We start from the raw sequence: 15817 nt of genomic DNA, 5'->3' as shown, positions 1-15817 counted from the left end.
CCGTCACCCCAGGAGGGCGGGGGCCAGCAGCCGCAGGTGCTCGATCTGCGTGCCGACCGAGTCCGCGAGCGGCTGGACGCACACGTGGTCGGCGCCCGCGTCGTGGTGGGCGCGCACCCGCTCGGCGATCGTCTCCGGCTCGCCCCAGACCACGATCGCGTCGATGAGCCGGTCGCTTCCCCCGCCCGCGAAGTCGTCGTCGGAGAATCCCAGCTCACGGAGGTTGTTCACGTAGTTGGGCAGGGCCAGGTAGAGGGCGGCGTACCGGCGGGCGGTCTCCCGCGCGCGGTCCGCGTCCTTCTCGACCACCACGGCCTGCTCCGGGGCGAGGACCGGGTCCGGGCCGAGGATCTCGCGGGCCCTCGCGGTGTGCTCGGGCGGCACGAAGTAGGTGTGCGCTCCCTGGGTGCGCCGCGCCGCCAGTTCGAGCATCCGGCGCCGGAGCGCCGCGAGCACCCGGGGCGGCGTCTCCGCCTGCGGCACCTGGATCGAAGCCCTGTCCATACCGTCGAGATAGTCCCGCATGTACTCGAGCGGCGCGGAGTAGTCGTGACCGCGAGGGGTGACCAGCGGCTTGTGGCTGACGCCGAGGCCGAGCACGAACCGCTGGTCCCACGCCTCCGCGAGGGTCGCGGCGCCGTTGGCCGCGGCGACGGGGTCACGGCCGTAGACGTTGGCGATGCCCGTCGCCACCCGCAGCCGCCGGGTCGCCGACAGCAACAGCGCGGCATGCGTGAACGCCTCCCGCCCGGCCGGGCTCTCCCCGATCCACAGCGCCGGGTATCCGAGCTCCTCGATCTCCGCCGCGGCCTTCCTGGCCTCTGCCGCCGGGGTCGCCGCCAGAGAGGAGAGCCATACTCCCGTACGGCCGAGGCGGCGCCTCAGCTCGGCCGGTTCCACGATGGGCGGTTCCACAGTGGACGATTGCGTGCGCTCGGCCATCCGGACGCTCCTTGTCTGTCGCGAGATCGGGCGAAGGGGGTGGTTCGCCAGGGACGTCGCCCCCACGAGGCCGGACGGCTTCGCCGGCGGGACGTCGCAGCCTCAGCATCGCATCGCACGTGCGGGGGACCTCGGCACCTCCCTCCCGCGATCGGTTCGCGTGTCGGCGCGCACCGCCGCGGCCGTACGGCTTACCCCCGATTTCCCCGAATCTGACGGTTCATCCGCAGAGGTCCCTGATTCGCCGGAGGGCGGCGAGTGGTCCGTGAGGCGGAACCCAGGAAACGGCAAAGCCCTGTCCCGGATCTTCGCGTCCGGGCGGCGGTGCCACCGTCGCCGCGTGTCTCCTGGGAGCCGACTCGCTCACTTCCCAGGAGGCCGAACATGAGGAAACTGCTGTATGCCGGCGCGGTCGCGATCAGCCTGCTGGCCGCCGGATGCGGCGGTGCCGGCGACGAGGACGCCAGCCGCGTCGCCAACGACCAGCTCAACGAGTCGCAGACGCCCGAGCCCTCCGAGCATCCCTCGGGGACGACGCCGTCCGCCACCGGATACTCGGCGTCGCCGACGTCCCCCGTCCAGGCGTCCCCCACGGGGCCCGCGCGCATCGACGCGGCGCCCACCTCGCTCGGCAGCGTGCTGGTCGGCGTGGACGGCCGCACGGTGTACCTGTTCACCAAGGACAAGGGCGGCGCCTCCGCCTGCACCCAGGCGTGCGCCGCCGCGTGGCCGCCCGTGCTCACCGCGGGCGCGCCCCAGGCCGGCACGGGCGCGCACGCGAACCTGCTCGGGACGCTGCACCGGGAGGACGGCACCACGCAGGTGACCTACAACAAGCACCCGCTCTACTACTACGCGAAGGACCAGAAGGCCGGGGACGTGCTCGGCCAGGACCTGAAGGACTTCGGCGGCGAGTGGTACGCCGTCACCCCCGAGGGCAAGAAGGCCAAGCGCTGACCCCTCACGCGTCTCGGAGCGCGGCCATGCTGTGCGGCAGCCGGGCGAGCAGGGCCGGCAACTGCTCCCGCTCGTCCGGCGACGGCAGCGCCGGGAGCGACTCCAGCCCCCCGCACGTGGTCCTCGGCACCGCGTTCGGGCGCGCCCGCCGGCATCCCCTCCCCGCCGGGGTAGAGAGCGTGGCCGGCACGTCGAACTCCCCGCGGTTGAGCCCGTTCGCCCCTTCCCTCGCCCATTCCTGATCCGCCTTCCCCGTACGGGAGGGCGGATTTGTCATGTCCTCTCCAGCCCAGTCGGCGTGCGCGCGGGTCAACCCCGGGGATCACCTGGCTTCCACTGCTCAGGGACCACTAGGCTTAGGGGCACTCCGCCCTGTGTCCGCGGCCGCTTGATCGTTTGAAAGTGGGCTCGCGATGGCATCGGACGCGTCGTCTCTTCTCGAGAACGTCCTCACCGGCATGGCCGACCTCTTCGGGGTCGACGGCGCCGCGTTGATGCTGCTCGACGGCCAGGACCGCCTCCGCGCGATCGGGGCGACCGACGACGACGGCGTACTGCTGGAGTCCGCCCAGGAGTCCGTGGGCGACGGTCCCGCCATCGAGAGCGCCGCCAGCGGCGGCCTCGTCGCGATCCACGATCTGCACGCCGCGAGGCCCATGGGGTTCCCGCACGTGGCCGTCCACGCCCCGCCGGTCCGGGCCGTCCTCTCCGTACCCCTCATCGAGGACTGCGAGCTCATCGGCGTCCTGGACTTCTACGCCCGGGACGGGCGCGTCTGGGACCGCGGGGAGGCGGAGGCCGGTTCCCGCCTCGGCGAGCTGATGGTCATCGTTCTTCAGGTCCTGGCAGAGAGCAGGACTGATCGAGCCCCTGACGGGCAGTTGTGATGGCCGAATCGGCGCCTCTCCCACAGGCCACGGTGGTGCGAGGTGAGGTTCACGAGAGGATACGGAATGACCCATATCGATCCTGAGGCTCTTGTCGCCAGCCTGCGACGTCTGCAGAAGGACAGGTCGGCGACCGGGATCGTGCACCACCTTGAGCGCATCGTCCAAGTGGTCGACCGGCTTTTCGGATACTCCGGCGCCGGCCTGATGTTCGCCGAGGAGGACCGCACACTCCGCTACCTCTTCGCCACGGACGAGCGTGGCCGTAGCCTTGAGCGTGCCCAGGCGGTGACGGGCCAGGGCCCGTGCGTGGCGGCGTACGCGGGCGACACCGCGGTGACGACCGTCGACGTGCGGACCGACCGGCGGTGGCCGGCCCTGCGTGAACTGCTGCACCCCGAGGTGCGCGGGGTGGCGGGAGTGCCGATCCGGCTCGGCGGCGTGCCGGTGGGCACCCTGAACGTCTACCAGGACGCGCCCCACGAGTGGCAGGAGAGCGACACCCAGGCCCTCCACGCGTACGCCCACGTGATCGAGCAGGTCCTCGTGGCGTCGATGGAGGCGGACGAGAAGGCGGTGCTCGCCGACCAGCTCCAGTACGCCCTGGACTACCGCGTCGTGATCGAGCGGGCCATCGGCTATCTCATGGGCAAGCACGACCTGACGGCCTCGCAGGCGTTCACCGGACTGCGCAAGCAGGCCAGGGACAGCAGACGGAAGGTGTCCGAGCTCGCGGCGGAACTGCTGGGCGAGCAGGGCCAGAGGAATGTTGCGAATCCAGACCACGTCGTCTGAGACCGGCATCCGGATGGCCCTGAACGGCGACCTCGACGTGTCGGGGGCGCCGGAGTTCCGTGCCTGCCTGCGGCAGGTGCTGGCGACCTACCGGCCCGGACACGTCGAGGTCGACCTGGCCGGGGTCGGCTTCCTCGACTGCGCGGGCGCGCGGAGCCTCCTGTGGGCCGACGCGCGGGTGCGGGAGTGGGGCGGCGGCGTGACCTTCGTCCGCCCCGCCCCGCTGGTGCTGCGGCTGCTGCGGCTGCTGGGCTTCGACTCCGGGCTGTCCATCCGTACGGCGTCGCACGTGCCGCTGCCCCAGCCCACGGCCGAGGCCCGCCCCCGGCCCAACTGACCGGACGTACGGCGGTGGGCCGAGGTGGGGCGTGACCGGGCGATAGTCTTGCCGTGATGTATCGACTCGTGTTCACGCAGGTCCTGAGCCGCCTCGACGCGGAGGCCGTCCACCACCTCACGATCAGGCTGCTCCGCCTGCTCGGGATGTTCCCGCCCCTCGTGCGGCTGCTGCACCGGCTGCTCGCGCCGAGGGCGGAGTCGCTGCGCGTCCAGGCGTTCGGCGTCCACTTCGCCTCGCCGTTCGGGCTCGCCGCCGGGTTCGACAAGGACGCCGGGTGCGCCGAGCCGCTGTCGGCGCTCGGGTTCGGGTACGTCGAGGTCGGCACGATCACCGCGCACGCCCAGCCCGGCAACCCCCGGCCGCGGCTGTTCCGCCTGCCCGAGAGCCGGGCGATCGTCAACCGGATGGGCTTCAACAACGCCGGGGCGGCGGCCGCGGCCAAGCGGCTGAGCAGGGTGCGGCACATCCCGGCCGTGGTCGGCGTCAACATCGGCAAGACCAAGGTCGTGCCCGAGTCCGAGGCGGTGCGCGACTACGTCGACAGCGCCCGCAGGCTCGCGCCGCTCGCCGACTACCTCGTGGTCAACGTGAGCTCGCCCAACACCCCGGGCCTGCGCGACCTGCAGGCCGTGGACCGCCTGCGGCCGCTGCTGTCGGCGGTGAAGGAGGCGGCCGGGCGCACGCCGCTCCTCGTGAAGATCGCGCCGGACCTGGCGGACGAGGACGTGGACGCCGTGGCCGAGCTCGCCGCCGAGCTCGGGCTGGCGGGCGTCATCGCGACCAACACCACGATCAGCCGTGAGGGCGTCGCGAGCACCGAGGCGGGCGGCCTGTCCGGACGGCCGCTCAAGGCCCGCTCGCTGGAGGTGCTGCGCCGCCTGCGCCAGAAGGCCGGCGACCGGCTCACGCTCGTCTCCGTCGGCGGCGTGGAGGACGTCGACGACGTCTGGGAGCGGCTGCTGGCCGGCGCCACCCTCGTGCAGGGATACACCGGCCTGATCTACGAGGGCCCCCTGTGGCCGTCCCGGATCAACCGCCAGCTCGCCCGCAGGTTGCGGCGGCACGGCTACGGCTCGGTCCGCGAGATCGTCGGCCGCACCGCATGAATCCCCGTCTCCCGGAATTGGAGAGCGTCATGAGCGTCAAGACCTACACCGTGCAGGGCATGACCTGCGGCCACTGCGTGAGCTCGGTCAAGGAGGAGGTCGGCGAGATCCCCGGCGTCACGGGCGTCGAGGTCGACCTGGACAGCGGCCGCCTCGATGTCTCGGGCGACGTCGCCGACGACGCCGTGCGCAAGGCCGTCGAGGAGGCCGGCTACACCCTCGTGTGACCCCCGGACGGCGAGGGGCCGGTCATGGAGCGCATGGCGTCCGAGACCGCCGCGGCGCTCCGCCACGCACCCGCCCGTGTCGCCGCCGCTCCTCCGGGCTCGGCCGGAGGCCGAACCTGCCGGACGTGCTCACGCCGGCCGTCCGCCGTGGCCCTTGCCCGGGAAAAGGCGGATCACGATCATTCGCTCCGAAAGTACGAGATCATGCATGGGCGGAGTCTCGCAGCCCGCCCCGACGAATCTCCTAAGCGAGCGACCCCCCCATGAGCGCCATCTACGACCAGGCCGACGGCGAGCGGATCGCCGTGGCCGACAGCGGTGATTCCGTGAGCATCATCAACCGCTCCGGGAGGATCGTCGTCGCCAAGAAGGACGTCCGCAGGCTCGCCGAGCGGGTCCTCGCGGCGGCGGGCAGGATGGCCGTCGTCCTGTTCCCGCCGGCCCTGCGGAAGGACACCCTGTCGGCCTCGGGCCCGTCAGGACGGTGGAAGGTCCGCGTCTCGCCGAAGAACGGCGCTCGCGTCCTCGTCGAGGTCGATCCGCAGGGTCTCGGGCCGGCCGAGGCCTACGAGCTCGCCGCCGCCGTCGCGGTGGCCGGGCGCCACATCGGCGACGCCGCACAGGCCGACCTGCGCCTGACCGCGAGGATCCGCGAGGTGATCGACGCCCACCAGGGCCTGGACGCGGAGAAGATCGCCGCCGCCATCGTCGCCGAGGTCCTCGACGGAACGTGACACCCGGTCCCGCCGCATCTCCACCGGCACCTGCGCGTGACGGGTGGTGGCGCGGGGAAAAGCCGGTTGCCCCGCGCCGCGGGGCCCGCGGAGGATGTCGGCTGTGGGAGACGGGCACGTACGCGGGCTGGAGCTGTCGCGGCGGTTCTACCAGGAGGCGGTGGCACCGCTGCTGGCGCGGCGCTTCGGCGGCCTCACGCACACGGCGGCCCTCGTCGGTCCCGGCTCCGAGGTGCTCGGATACGACACCGAGCGGTCCACCGACCACGACTGGGGGCCGCGGCTGCAACTGTTCCTCCGCCCTGAGGACGCCGTCCACGCCGAGGCCGTGGACGGCGTGCTCGCCGTGAGCCTGCCGCCGCGGTTCCTCGGTTATCCCACGAACTTCGGCCCGTCAGGGGCCGACGGCACCCGGCGCATGGAGACGACGGACGGGCCGCTCCGGCACGGGGTGGTGGTGGCCGACCTGACCGCATGGCTCACCGGGCACCTCGGGTTCGACCCGATCGCGGGCGTGGGTCTGTCCGACTGGCTGGCGACGCCCACCCAGACCCTCGCGGAGATCACGGCGGGAGAGGTCTTCCACGACGGCCTGGGCCTGCTCCTGCCGGTCCGCCGGCGCCTCGCCTGGTATCCCGACGACGTCTGGCGCTACGTCCTGGCCTGCCAGTGGCGGCGGATATGCCAGGAGGAGGCGCTCACAGGCCGGGCCGGCGAGGCCGGTGACGAACTGGGCTCCGCCGTCACCTGCGCCCGTCTGGTGCGGGACCTCATCCGGCTCGCCCTGCTCATGCACCGCCGCTATCCGCCGTACGGCAAGTGGCTGGGCAGCGCCTTCGCCGCCCTGCCGTGCGGGCCGGATCTGGCGCCCGTGTTCAGGGCGGCGGTGTCGGCCGCGGACTGGCGGGACCGCGAGCGCCACCTCGCCACCGCCTACGAGGCTCTCGGGGCCCTGCACAACGACCTCGGCCTCACCGCGCCCGTCGATCCGCGCACCCGCCCGTACCACACCCGGCCCTACCGGGTGCTGCGCGCCGAGCGCTTCACCGAGGCGCTGCTGGAGACCATCGCCGACCCGCGGGTGCGGCGGCTGCCCCTCACCGGCGCGGTGGACCAGTACGTCGACAGCACCGACGTGCTGTGCGACCGCGCCCGCGTGCGGCGCGTCGCCGAGGCGACACGACCTAAAGGCTGGGCCGGGTGGAGTCGGCCGACAGGCTGAGCTCGTGCAGGTGGCGCATCACGTCGTGCACCGCGACGACGCCCGGACGGTGGCGACGCCAGCCGGTGCCGCCCCGCTGCCAGGGCCGGGGCCCGGACAGCGGGCGATACTCCACGCCGAACGCGTCCAGCCGCGCCAGGTGGGCGTCGAGGCGGCGGAAGAAGTCCTCGGGCCCGGCCGGGCCGCCGGTCCACGCGACCTCGGCCGCCGCACAGCCCCGGGGCCAGGCGCGGTAGTCGAGCGTCCGGCCGTCCGGGATGCGCTCGCTCCACAGCTGGAACTGGACGCCGATCACCCGGGCACGCTCCTCCTCGGGCCACTCGGACGGCGCGGGCGCGAAGGCCGCCACGTCGGCCACGGTGATCGCGTCCCCCAGGCCGACCGGCTCCTCGGGCGAGGCCGCCTCGGCGTAGTCGAAGTACATCGGGAAGACCGGCGTCGCCACCACCTCGTGCCCCGCCGCGGCGGCCCGGCGGGCGACGTGCTCGCCGCGCCACGGCATCACGATCGTGTCCGGCCTCAGCCTGCCGCTGACGAACGCCTCGTCCCACACCACCGTGCGGCTGCCGCGTTCGGCCAGCGCGTCGGCGAGCCGCCGCAGGAACCACGCGTGCAGGTCACCCGTGCTCTCCAGGCCCAGCGAGGCCTGGTACGCCGAGATCTCGGCCGACGCCGCCCAGTCGTCCAGCACGCACTCGTCGCCGCCGATGTGGAAGTACGGCACCTCGCCCAGCGCGTCGGCGATCTCGGCGAACACGGTGGTCAGGAAGTCGACGGTCGCCGGGAGCGGGGACAGGATCGCCGACGAGATGCCCCACCGGTCCAGCACCTCGTAGCGCTCCTGCGGCCGGGACGCCAGCGCGGGATAGGCCGCGAGCACGGCGGAGGCGTGTCCCGGCACGTCGATCTCCGGCACGACGACGACCGCCCGCGCCCGGGCGTACGCCGCGATCTCGGTCAGGTCGGCGAGCGTGTAGTGGCCGCCGTGGGGGACGCCGTCGAAGGCGAGGTCCTCGCCCTTGTGGCTGGTGACCGTCCGCGGGCGGTGCGAACCCACCTCGTGCAGCAGCGGGAACGCCCTGCTCTCCACCCGCCAGCCCTGGTCGTCGGCCAGGTGGAGGTGCAGCCGGTTCAGCTTGTGCAGCGCCATCAGGTCGATCATCCGCAGCACCTCCCGCTTCGGCAGGAAGCTGCGCGCCACGTCGAGGTGCGCGCCGCGCCAGGAGAACCCCGGCGCGTCCTCCACCCGTCCGCAGGGGATTGTCCAGGACGCCCCGGGCAGGAGGGCCGACCGGAACGCCTCGGCCGGCAGGAGCTGCCGCAGCGTCTGCCCGGCGTAGAAGGCGCCCGCCCGGCCCCCGGCCGTGATCCGCACGCCGTCGCCCGCGATCGTCATCGCGTACGCCTCCGGCCCGAGCCGGGGGTCCTCCTCCACCCGCACGGCCGCCGTGCCGGCGTCTCCGGGCCTCAGGTCGAGAACGGGGAGCGCGAGCCGTACGGCGTCGGTGAGCGGGGCCGGGCCCGACACGACGGAGCCGGGCGCGATCTCGGCCGGCTCCGAGCCCGTCTCGACGAACCTCGGCAGGGGAAGGAGATGGTCCATGCCGCCGATGATGCCAAACCTCACCGACAGCCCGGCACCCCGTCCACAGTCCCCTGAGAGCCGCCGTCAGCGGGCGGCGGTGAGATACGTCTCCAGGCCCTTCGCGAGGGAGTCCGCGATGCGCTGGCGGAACGCCGGGTCCTTGAACTCGGCGGCCTCCTTGGCGTTGCGCATGTTGCCGCACTCGATGAAGATCTTCGGCACCGTCGACAGGTTGAGCCCGCCGAGGTCGCTGCGGAAGTTCAGCGCCTTGCTGCCGATGTAGGTCGAGTACGGCAGGCCTGTGCCGCTGTGGAAGGCGTCGCGGACCGCGACGCCCAGCTTCCTGGACTCGCCGACGACCGGGTCGACCGGCCCGCCGATCTTCTTCGGCATGATGACGTGGAACCCGTGGGCGCTCGGCGCGGCCCCGTCGGCGTGGACGGAGATCGCCGCGTCCGCCTTGGCCCTGTTCCCGATGGCGGCCCGCTGGTTGATGCACGGCCCGGTGCCCTTGTTGTCGGGGCGGGTGAGCTTGACCGTCGCCCCCTGGGCCCGCAGCAGCCGTACGAGCCGGGTGGACACGTCCCAGGTGAAGGCCGCCTCGCTGTAGCCGTCGTTCGTCGAGGTGCCGGTGGTGTCGCAGGCCTTCTTCTGGTTGGAGATGTTGACCTGCCTGTTGATGATCTCCGGGTGCTTCCAGTTGCCCCCGTTGTGGCCGGGGTCGATCACGATGACCCGCCCGGCCAGCGGTCGTGCCTGCGTCTCGGAGGCGGTCGCCGTACGCGTGGTCGGGACGCCCGTCTCGGATGACGCCGTCTCGGACGATGACGCCGCGTCGGCCGCCCGGTCCTGGCTCGCGGCAGGCTGTCCGAGCCGGGGCGAGGCGGCGGGGGCGGAGGCCCCCGTGTCGGAGACCTCAGCGCCGCCGCAGGCGACGGCTCCGACCCCGCACAGGGCCAGGGCTGCGGCGGCGAGTGGTCGTCTGATCACGGTCGAGATCCCTTCCCGGAAGTGTGGTCTCCCCAACCTAACCGGAACGGAGTCGTGATCAGACCGTTATGCCGGAAACCTGCCCACCCACGCCGGCTCGGGAACCTCCTGCCGATGCAGGAGAGCGGCCAGCTCACGGGCGTCCTCGGCGTCGAGGCCGAGCACCACGCGGGGCCGTCCCCACGGATGGTCGATCGAGTGGGCGACGTAGCTCGCCACCGACTCGGCGATGTCCTCGCTGCCCAGCCCCCGGCTCTCCCTCCAGTGCGCCCAGGCCCGTTCCAGTTCGCCGGCGGCCCGCTGAGCGCAGGAGACCAACTCAGGATCACGCATGAATCCCCCCGATGTCCCGGTCGCCGGCCCGCGGGCAGCCCTTCCGCGACCCGCCGGGGGCCGGCGCCACGGCTGAAGTCAACACCGGCCGCGAGGGGACACGTCGGTGATTGACCTAGCTTTTGGCACCACTTGGAGCGGGCCCGGTGCTGCGCCGTACGACGAGCTGCGGGCTCACCTGCCGCAGCCGGGCGGTCTTGCCCGGCTCGGTGATGCGGTCGCTCAGCAGCGCCGCCGCCGAGCGGCCCATGGCCCGCCGGGGCTGGTCCACGCTGGTCAGCGAGATGTGGGTGACGGCCGCGAGATGCGTGTTGTCGTATCCGACGACCGACAGGTCCTCGGGCACCCGCAGCCCCAGCTCGCTCGCCGCGGTCAGCACGCCCATGGCCACGATGTCGTTCGCCGCGAAGATCGCCGTCGGCCGGGGTTCGCGCTTGAGCAGCGCCAGCGCCGCGCGCCGGCCGCCCTCCTCGCTGAAGTCGCCGTGCTCGACCATGATGTACGGCGCCAGCGCGTGGCGGCGCATCGCCACCAGGTAGCCCTCGCAGCGGCAGCGGGCGGCCGACGACGGGGCGCCCTCGATGTGGGCGATGCGCCGGTGGCCCAGTTCCACGAGGTGATCGACGGCGAAGCGGGCGCCGAGCTGGTCGTCGTCGACGACGATGTCCACGCCCTCGAGTTCGACGTCGCGCTCGCCGACCACCACGGTCGGCGTGTAGGCCGCGGCCTCGGCCAGCGTGTCGCTGGACGGTGCGACCCCGAGCAGGACCAGTCCGTCCACCCGCAGCTCCAGGAAGGCCTCGACGGCCTCGTCCTCGAACGCCGGGTCCCAGCGGCCGCTGCCGATCAGCAGCCGCAGCCCGTCACCGTGCAGGCTCTCCTGCAGGCCGTCGAGGAACTCCGCGTAGAAAGGGTTGTGCAGGTCGGCCACGAGCGCGCCCACCAGGTGGGTCCGCCCCTCGACCAGGCTGCGGGCGACCGCGTTCGGGCGGTAGCCGAGCTCCCGGGCGGCCTGGAGGACCGCCTCCCTGCGGTGCTCGCTCACGTGCGGGGAGCCCCGCAGCACGAGAGACACCAGCGACTTGGAGACTCCTGCCCGCTCGGCCACGTTGCGGATAGTCGGGCGTGGCCGCGGGCTGAACCCGTCGGGCAGTCCGCCGGTGGGGATCGCGACCCCGACGTCTTTCCGGGCAGTGGTCTGCATGGACGGTCCTGACATGGTTCTCCCCACGATGCGTGGACGTGCACCTGACACACCAAACGATCGAGTTGCCCAGAGGGTACGGGTTGATCGCGGTAAGACAGGATCCTTCCTTCAATCGGGCGTTGGGAAGGTTAGCCGGACCACGGGTAGGGCGGCGGAGCCGGGAGGGGGGTTCGGGGGAACCCTTGATCCTGCCGATCCTCCTCTCAGGGGGCCGATTCGCTAGGGTGCGGGGTGTGGGTGCCACACGCCAAGCGGAAGAAGGCGCACGGCCGGCGCGCCGCAGGCTCAGCGTGGACCGGCGGCGGGAAGAGCTCATCGCCGCCGCGCTCGAGCTGTTCAGCAGGCACGATGCCGAGGACGTCTCGATCGACGACGTGGCGGCTTCCGCGGGCGCGTCCAGGGCGCTCGTCTACCACTACTTCGGCGGCAAGCAGGAGCTCTACGTGGCGGCCCTGCGCAGCGCGGCGGCGGAACTGCAGGCGCGGTTACAGTCGCAGGGCGAGGGCGGGCCGCTGGAGCAGCTCAGTTCGGGCCTGACGCGTTACTTCGACTTCGTCGAGGAGCACGCGGCCGGTTTCGCCGCGTTGCTCAGGGGAGGCCCGGCCAACCGCGCCGGGGAGATCGGCGAGATCGTCGACGGGGTGCGGCAGCGCATGCTGCGCATGATCGTTCATCAGATGGGGGTCGACGCGCCCGGTCCGGCGTTGCGCGTCACGTTGAGGTCGTGGGTCGCCTCGGTGGAGACGGCCGGCCTCGACTGGCTGGAGCACCGCGACATGGAGCGGGCCGAACTGGAGCGCCTTCTGGTGGACCAGATGGTCGCGCTCCTGCGGGCGGCGGGCGGGCATGATCCCGGGGTGCGGGTGCTGCTGGAGACCCTGCTGCCCGTGCACCCTGCAAGTGAGAACCTTGCGTCTGAGAACCGTGAGGTCGTTCCCTGAACCCCTCACTGCGTTCGCGAGACGCTCCAAGGCGCGAAGACCAAGGCGTACGCATGGGGGGACGGGGGAACCGCCGGGGGTGGACGGACCTGGCGTTCACGCGGGGAGGCGCCGGGCGGGCGGCGCCGACCCCAGATCCCTCCCGTGACCCGTAGTGGTCACGGGAGCTTGGTGGACGCGCTCACATCCCCGACGCGAGCGCGCCGTTGCTCCCCCGTGGCGTGACGGTCACGTCCTACTCGGACCGCTGCTGCGGAATCCCCGCGAGCAGTGCCCGGACCTCGGTCTCCCGATACCGCCGGTGACCGCCGAGGGTGCGGATGGACGTCAACTTGCCCGCCTTCGCCCACCGGGTGACGGTCTTGGGGTCGACACGGAACATCGTGGCGACCTCCGCCGGGGTGAGCAGTGGCTCGGCCTCGGGTGTACGAGCTGACATTTGTGCGGCCTCTCCTCCGTGTGGACCGCCGGCAGCGATCCTGCGACTTGTCTGGCGCAAGTGCCCCTCCCGCCAATCCTTGCCCCGTCGCGTCGGCCAGAGGGCGCCTCGCGGCGTTGTCGCCTCACCCGCGAGAACTCCTCGCAGGCTCGGGCTTCCCGCCGGGCCCGGAGTCGTCGCCGATAGCGCTTTATCGGCTCCTCCTCCGCCGTGCGATGCACCACTCTGGACACCGCTTCGTTCGGGCAAATCCTGTCGGTCGCGGCACTGTCACGGATGTCCTTCAATGATCCAAAACGTGCGGTTTCTAGGACCATTTACGGCATCACCCGATGTGACCATACAGCCACGTAGCGCGATTGGCGAGCCCTCTGGGCACAACGTCTCGACCACGGGTTGATGTCACGCTCGGTGATTCTAGCGACACGTTTCGTGGTATCGCAGTGAAAACGGCAAACTACTCAGTTCGTAGATGTGAGATCGACTATGCCATGACCAGAATCGGCAGGTCACGGCATGTTCATGACCGTCAGTTTGCCGATTCGAGGGCGCGGACAGACCTCCAGCGGACGATCACGCGCTGATACATCGCGAAGGCAAGTTCTTCCTGACCGTTGTCCAAACCCGCGAGGGCCGTCGCCACCTCGGCGACGGACTGGTCGCCCTGGAGGGTCCGGTCGTCCATCAGATGGACGAGGCCGCCGTAGTCGAGCTCCACCAGCGAGTGGGGGTGGAACTCCTCCAGCCAGCGGCCCACCTCCTCGACCTCGGTGAGGGCCGCCACCTGCCCGACGTGCCTGCGGATCACCACCAGCGCCCGGGCCACCCGGCGCCGGGCCTGTGCCATCGAGGTGACGTACAGCATGTTCCTGGGCGGGGCGGCGGTGGTCTGCGCGCCCGGCTCGGCCGGCTGCTCCGAGCCCAGCACGAGCCAGCGCTCGGCCGAGTCGAACGGCACGAACCACGCGATCGGCACGTGCCAGGTGCTCGTGCGGATGTGGGTGCGCAGGGACTGCTCCCCGCGCTTGAACCGGTCGAAGTCGTCGGCGGTCTGCTCCGCGATGGCCTGGGGCACGAACCGGGAGGCGAGCTTGACCGGGACGCTCCCCCGGAACGACGCGAACGCCAGCCACGACCGCAGCCTGCTCTGCCAGGGGCAGACGTACAGCGTCTCCTCCACCCGGCGCAGGTACGCGTTGGGGCTCTCCCGCTCGGGCGCCGGCAGCGGCGGGACCGACAGCAGGCGGCGGACCGCCTCGCCGTGTTCGACCTCGAGTGCGCCCGCCCGGCGCGGTCGGTCGCGCGAGTCGGCGTACCGGGCCCACCGAGCCTGATCCTCGGGGGCGAAAGCGGTCAGCGGCTCGTACACACGGAGATAGGCGGCGTAGGGGAGCACACCAGAATCGTGCCATGTCGCCGGACACATGTGCAGCACCGTCCCACGTTTTCATGATCGTTTCGTGGGTGCATCGGATAAGCTGAAGGCCGATCGCCGCAACGAGGCGGCGTACACGATCAGGAGTCACCACCGTGACCGACGTTTTCGGGCTGTCCCACAAGGATTCCGGCTCCGGCGACGACGCGAACCCCGTCCAGCCGGTGCGGCATGAACAGGTCGTCTTCTGCTCCGACGAGCGCAGCGGCCTGTACGCGATCATCGCGATCTACAGCACCGCCCTCGGACCGGGGCTCGGCGGCACCCGGTTCTATCCCTACCAGAGCGAGCAGGCCGCGCTCGCCGACGTGCTCAATCTCTCCCGGGCCATGGCGTACAAGAACGCGCTGGCCGGACTCGACCTCGGCGGCGCCAAGGCCGTCATCATCGGCGACCCCGCGACCGACAAGAGCGAGGCCCTGCTGCGGGCCTACGGCAGGTTCGTCCAGTCGCTCGGCGGGCGCTACTACACGGCCTGTGACGTGGGCACCTACAGCGAGGACATGGACGTGGTGGCGCGCGAGTGCTCCTACGTCACCGGCCGCACCCCGGCGCACGGCGGCGCCGGGGACTCCTCCATCCTCACCGCCTTCGGCGTGTTCCAGGGCATGCGGGCCGCCGCCGACCACGTGTACGGCACCTCCTCCCTGAGCGGCAGGCGGGTCGGGGTCGAGGGGGTCGGCAAGGTCGGCCACCGCCTGGTCGACCACCTGATCGAGGACGGGGCCGAGGTCGTGGTCTGCGACGTCGACGAGCAGGCCGTCGAACGGGTGCGGCAGCGCCACCCCGCCGTCGAGGTCGTGCCCGACGCCGCCACGCTCGCGGCCTCCGACATCGACGTGTACGCGCCCTGCGCCCTCGGCGGCGCGCTGGACGACGAGACCGTCCCCCGGCTCAAGGCGAGGATCGTCTGCGGCGGGGCCAACAACCAGCTCGCCCATCCCGGCGTCGAGAAGCAGCTCGCCGAGCGGGGCGTCCTGTACGCCCCGGACTACGTGGTGAACTCCGGCGGGGTCATCCAGGTGGCCGACGAGATCGAGGGCTTCGACATGGACCGCGCCCGGGCGCGGGCGGCCAAGATCTTCGACACGACCTTGAAGATCTTCAGGTCGGCCGAGGAGGAAGGCGTCCCTCCCGCCGTCGCAGCGGATAGGCTGGCAGAGCGGAGAATGTCAGAAATCGGTCGGCTAAGGGGTATTTGGCTCCGGCGCTGACCGCCGCCGCTCGTACGACGTACCGAGCGGCGCACAAACCAGGTACGGTAATAGGCGAACGAGAGACTGACGCCTGAAGTCAGGTGGCGTCGGTGCGCGGTGCGTTAGTGACGAGGGGTCGGGCACGGCCCCGCATGAGGGGGTCGAGCCAATGGGGCGCGGCCGAGCCAAGGCCAAGCAGGTCAAGGTCGCCCGTCAGCTGAAGTACAACAGCGGCGGTACGGATCTTGAGCGCCTGCGCGCGGAGCTCGGAGTCGTGGACGCCGACGATTCCGGCCACAGTGACGAGCATGACCCTTACGACGAGTTGGCTGATCGCTACGCCGATTACGCGGCCGTCGACGACGACGACGGCGACGACGACCGCCGTGGGCGGCGTTGACCCGGTTCTGATCGCCAGGTGAGTGACCCGGCGGGGGACGTTCCCGCCGGGTTCTCTCACATGTCCGGGGGAGTCGCTCCC

General features: G+C 71.8%; 19 protein-coding genes. 11 read left to right on the top strand and 8 right to left on the bottom strand.

Annotated features, from left to right (window positions below; genetic code table 11):
• Positions 1 to 3: 3 nt before the first annotated feature.
• Positions 4 to 942: a TIGR03620 family F420-dependent LLM class oxidoreductase gene (locus tag ABZ857_RS36925; RefSeq protein ID WP_357053065.1), complete on the bottom strand. Its 939-nt coding sequence runs from the start codon at positions 940 to 942 to the stop codon at positions 4 to 6.
• A gap of 384 nt (positions 943 to 1326) precedes the next feature.
• Between ABZ857_RS36925 and ABZ857_RS36920 the strand changes: the two genes are divergently transcribed.
• On the top strand, positions 1327 to 1899 hold the full coding sequence (locus ABZ857_RS36920; RefSeq protein ID WP_357053062.1) for a hypothetical protein: 573 nt from the start codon (positions 1327 to 1329) through the stop codon (positions 1897 to 1899).
• Positions 1900 to 1903: 4 nt separating this feature from the next.
• On the opposite strand, the gene ABZ857_RS36915 is transcribed toward ABZ857_RS36920, so the two are convergent.
• Positions 1904 to 2176 (bottom strand): hypothetical protein, encoded by a 273-nt coding sequence (locus ABZ857_RS36915; RefSeq protein ID WP_357053059.1) that lies wholly within the window; start codon positions 2174 to 2176, stop codon positions 1904 to 1906.
• Positions 2177 to 2312: 136 nt separating this feature from the next.
• Here ABZ857_RS36915 and ABZ857_RS36910 point away from each other — a divergent pair, with 136 nt between their 5' ends.
• The 7 genes from ABZ857_RS36910 to ABZ857_RS36880 all read left to right on the top strand — a co-directional run bounded on the left by ABZ857_RS36910 (position 2313) and on the right by ABZ857_RS36880 (position 7210).
• Positions 2313 to 2786: a GAF domain-containing protein gene (locus tag ABZ857_RS36910; RefSeq protein ID WP_357053055.1), complete on the top strand. Its 474-nt coding sequence runs from the start codon at positions 2313 to 2315 to the stop codon at positions 2784 to 2786.
• Positions 2787 to 2852: 66 nt separating this feature from the next.
• Positions 2853 to 3581: a GAF and ANTAR domain-containing protein gene (locus ABZ857_RS36905; RefSeq protein WP_357053053.1), complete on the top strand. Its 729-nt coding sequence runs from the start codon at positions 2853 to 2855 to the stop codon at positions 3579 to 3581.
• Positions 3553 to 3918: an STAS domain-containing protein gene (locus tag ABZ857_RS36900; RefSeq protein WP_357053050.1), complete on the top strand. Its 366-nt coding sequence runs from the start codon at positions 3553 to 3555 to the stop codon at positions 3916 to 3918. The genes ABZ857_RS36905 and ABZ857_RS36900 overlap by 29 nt, the downstream gene beginning before the upstream one ends.
• 56 nt (positions 3919 to 3974) lie before the next feature.
• Complete coding sequence (locus tag ABZ857_RS36895; protein WP_357053047.1) at positions 3975 to 5027, top strand: quinone-dependent dihydroorotate dehydrogenase; 1053 nt, start codon at positions 3975 to 3977, stop codon at positions 5025 to 5027.
• 29 nt (positions 5028 to 5056) lie between these two features.
• The gene (locus tag ABZ857_RS36890) at positions 5057 to 5254 is read left to right on the top strand and encodes a cation transporter (protein WP_142561071.1); all 198 of its coding nucleotides are present in this window, start codon (positions 5057 to 5059) and stop codon (positions 5252 to 5254) included.
• Positions 5255 to 5517: 263 nt separating this feature from the next.
• Positions 5518 to 5988 (top strand): hypothetical protein, encoded by a 471-nt coding sequence (locus ABZ857_RS36885; protein ID WP_357053044.1) that lies wholly within the window; start codon positions 5518 to 5520, stop codon positions 5986 to 5988.
• 94 nt (positions 5989 to 6082) lie between these two features.
• Entirely contained in the window at positions 6083 to 7210 is a 1128-nt protein-coding gene (locus ABZ857_RS36880; protein ID WP_357053041.1) for a DUF4037 domain-containing protein, read from the top strand.
• Here the strand turns inward: ABZ857_RS36880 and ABZ857_RS36875 are convergent.
• The 4 genes from ABZ857_RS36875 to ABZ857_RS36860 all read right to left on the bottom strand — a co-directional run bounded on the left by ABZ857_RS36875 (position 7173) and on the right by ABZ857_RS36860 (position 11337).
• Positions 7173 to 8813: a beta-N-acetylhexosaminidase gene (locus ABZ857_RS36875; RefSeq protein ID WP_357053038.1), complete on the bottom strand. Its 1641-nt coding sequence runs from the start codon at positions 8811 to 8813 to the stop codon at positions 7173 to 7175. The two genes, ABZ857_RS36880 and ABZ857_RS36875, sit on opposite strands and share 38 nt — an antisense overlap.
• A 66-nt stretch (positions 8814 to 8879) precedes the next feature.
• Positions 8880 to 9785 (bottom strand): N-acetylmuramoyl-L-alanine amidase, encoded by a 906-nt coding sequence (locus ABZ857_RS36870; RefSeq protein WP_357053035.1) that lies wholly within the window; start codon positions 9783 to 9785, stop codon positions 8880 to 8882.
• A gap of 66 nt (positions 9786 to 9851) precedes the next feature.
• Positions 9852 to 10118, bottom strand: coding sequence for a hypothetical protein (locus tag ABZ857_RS36865; RefSeq protein WP_357053032.1), 267 nt, complete (start codon positions 10116 to 10118; stop codon positions 9852 to 9854).
• 115 nt (positions 10119 to 10233) lie between these two features.
• Entirely contained in the window at positions 10234 to 11337 is a 1104-nt protein-coding gene (locus ABZ857_RS36860) for a LacI family DNA-binding transcriptional regulator (RefSeq protein ID WP_357053029.1), read from the bottom strand.
• Positions 11338 to 11558: 221 nt separating this feature from the next.
• On the opposite strand from ABZ857_RS36860, the gene ABZ857_RS36855 reads away from it, so the two are divergent.
• A complete protein-coding gene (locus ABZ857_RS36855) occupies positions 11559 to 12266 on the top strand; it encodes a TetR/AcrR family transcriptional regulator (protein WP_357053026.1) in 708 nt (235 codons plus the stop codon).
• Between the two features lie 235 nt (positions 12267 to 12501).
• On the opposite strand, the gene bldC is transcribed toward ABZ857_RS36855, so the two are convergent.
• Both bldC and ABZ857_RS36845 read right to left on the bottom strand, forming a co-directional pair.
• The gene (gene bldC, locus ABZ857_RS36850; protein WP_013133571.1) at positions 12502 to 12705 is read right to left on the bottom strand and encodes a developmental transcriptional regulator BldC; all 204 of its coding nucleotides are present in this window, start codon (positions 12703 to 12705) and stop codon (positions 12502 to 12504) included.
• 529 nt (positions 12706 to 13234) lie between these two features.
• Positions 13235 to 14101 (bottom strand): hypothetical protein, encoded by an 867-nt coding sequence (locus ABZ857_RS36845; RefSeq protein ID WP_357053023.1) that lies wholly within the window; start codon positions 14099 to 14101, stop codon positions 13235 to 13237.
• Positions 14102 to 14235: 134 nt separating this feature from the next.
• Between ABZ857_RS36845 and ABZ857_RS36840 the strand changes: the two genes are divergently transcribed.
• Entirely contained in the window at positions 14236 to 15354 is a 1119-nt protein-coding gene (locus tag ABZ857_RS36840) for a Glu/Leu/Phe/Val dehydrogenase dimerization domain-containing protein (protein WP_357053020.1), read from the top strand.
• Positions 15355 to 15505: 151 nt separating this feature from the next.
• Positions 15506 to 15736, top strand: coding sequence for a DUF3073 domain-containing protein (locus ABZ857_RS36835; RefSeq protein WP_079315184.1), 231 nt, complete (start codon positions 15506 to 15508; stop codon positions 15734 to 15736).
• Positions 15737 to 15817: the final 81 nt, after the last annotated feature.

Origin of the sequence: Microbispora sp. NPDC046933 (genome assembly GCF_040644635.1) — a bacterium.
GTDB lineage: Bacteria > Actinomycetota > Actinomycetes > Streptosporangiales > Streptosporangiaceae > Microbispora.
The sequence above is the reverse complement of the archived record's forward strand: the minus strand, read 5'-3'. Positions and strand labels throughout refer to the sequence as shown.

Bases quoted from the DNA above. Each gene is read 5' to 3' on its own strand.
- ABZ857_RS36925 (WP_357053065.1), bottom strand. From the start codon at position 942: ATGGCCGAGCGCACGCAATCGTCCACTGTGGAACCGCCCATCGTGGAA.
- ABZ857_RS36920 (WP_357053062.1), top strand. From the start codon at position 1,327: ATGAGGAAACTGCTGTATGCCGGCGCGGTCGCGATCAGCCTGCTGGCC.
- ABZ857_RS36915 (WP_357053059.1), bottom strand. From the start codon at position 2,176: ATGACAAATCCGCCCTCCCGTACGGGGAAGGCGGATCAGGAATGGGCG.
- ABZ857_RS36910 (WP_357053055.1), top strand. From the start codon at position 2,313: ATGGCATCGGACGCGTCGTCTCTTCTCGAGAACGTCCTCACCGGCATG.
- ABZ857_RS36905 (WP_357053053.1), top strand. From the start codon at position 2,853: ATGACCCATATCGATCCTGAGGCTCTTGTCGCCAGCCTGCGACGTCTG.
- ABZ857_RS36900 (WP_357053050.1), top strand. From the start codon at position 3,553: ATGTTGCGAATCCAGACCACGTCGTCTGAGACCGGCATCCGGATGGCC.
- ABZ857_RS36895 (WP_357053047.1), top strand. From the start codon at position 3,975: ATGTATCGACTCGTGTTCACGCAGGTCCTGAGCCGCCTCGACGCGGAG.
- ABZ857_RS36890 (WP_142561071.1), top strand. From the start codon at position 5,057: ATGAGCGTCAAGACCTACACCGTGCAGGGCATGACCTGCGGCCACTGC.
- ABZ857_RS36885 (WP_357053044.1), top strand. From the start codon at position 5,518: ATGAGCGCCATCTACGACCAGGCCGACGGCGAGCGGATCGCCGTGGCC.
- ABZ857_RS36880 (WP_357053041.1), top strand. From the start codon at position 6,083: ATGTCGGCTGTGGGAGACGGGCACGTACGCGGGCTGGAGCTGTCGCGG.
- ABZ857_RS36875 (WP_357053038.1), bottom strand. From the start codon at position 8,813: ATGGACCATCTCCTTCCCCTGCCGAGGTTCGTCGAGACGGGCTCGGAG.
- ABZ857_RS36865 (WP_357053032.1), bottom strand. From the start codon at position 10,118: ATGCGTGATCCTGAGTTGGTCTCCTGCGCTCAGCGGGCCGCCGGCGAA.
- ABZ857_RS36860 (WP_357053029.1), bottom strand. From the start codon at position 11,337: ATGTCAGGACCGTCCATGCAGACCACTGCCCGGAAAGACGTCGGGGTC.
- bldC (WP_013133571.1), bottom strand. From the start codon at position 12,705: ATGTCAGCTCGTACACCCGAGGCCGAGCCACTGCTCACCCCGGCGGAG.
- ABZ857_RS36835 (WP_079315184.1), top strand. From the start codon at position 15,506: ATGGGGCGCGGCCGAGCCAAGGCCAAGCAGGTCAAGGTCGCCCGTCAG.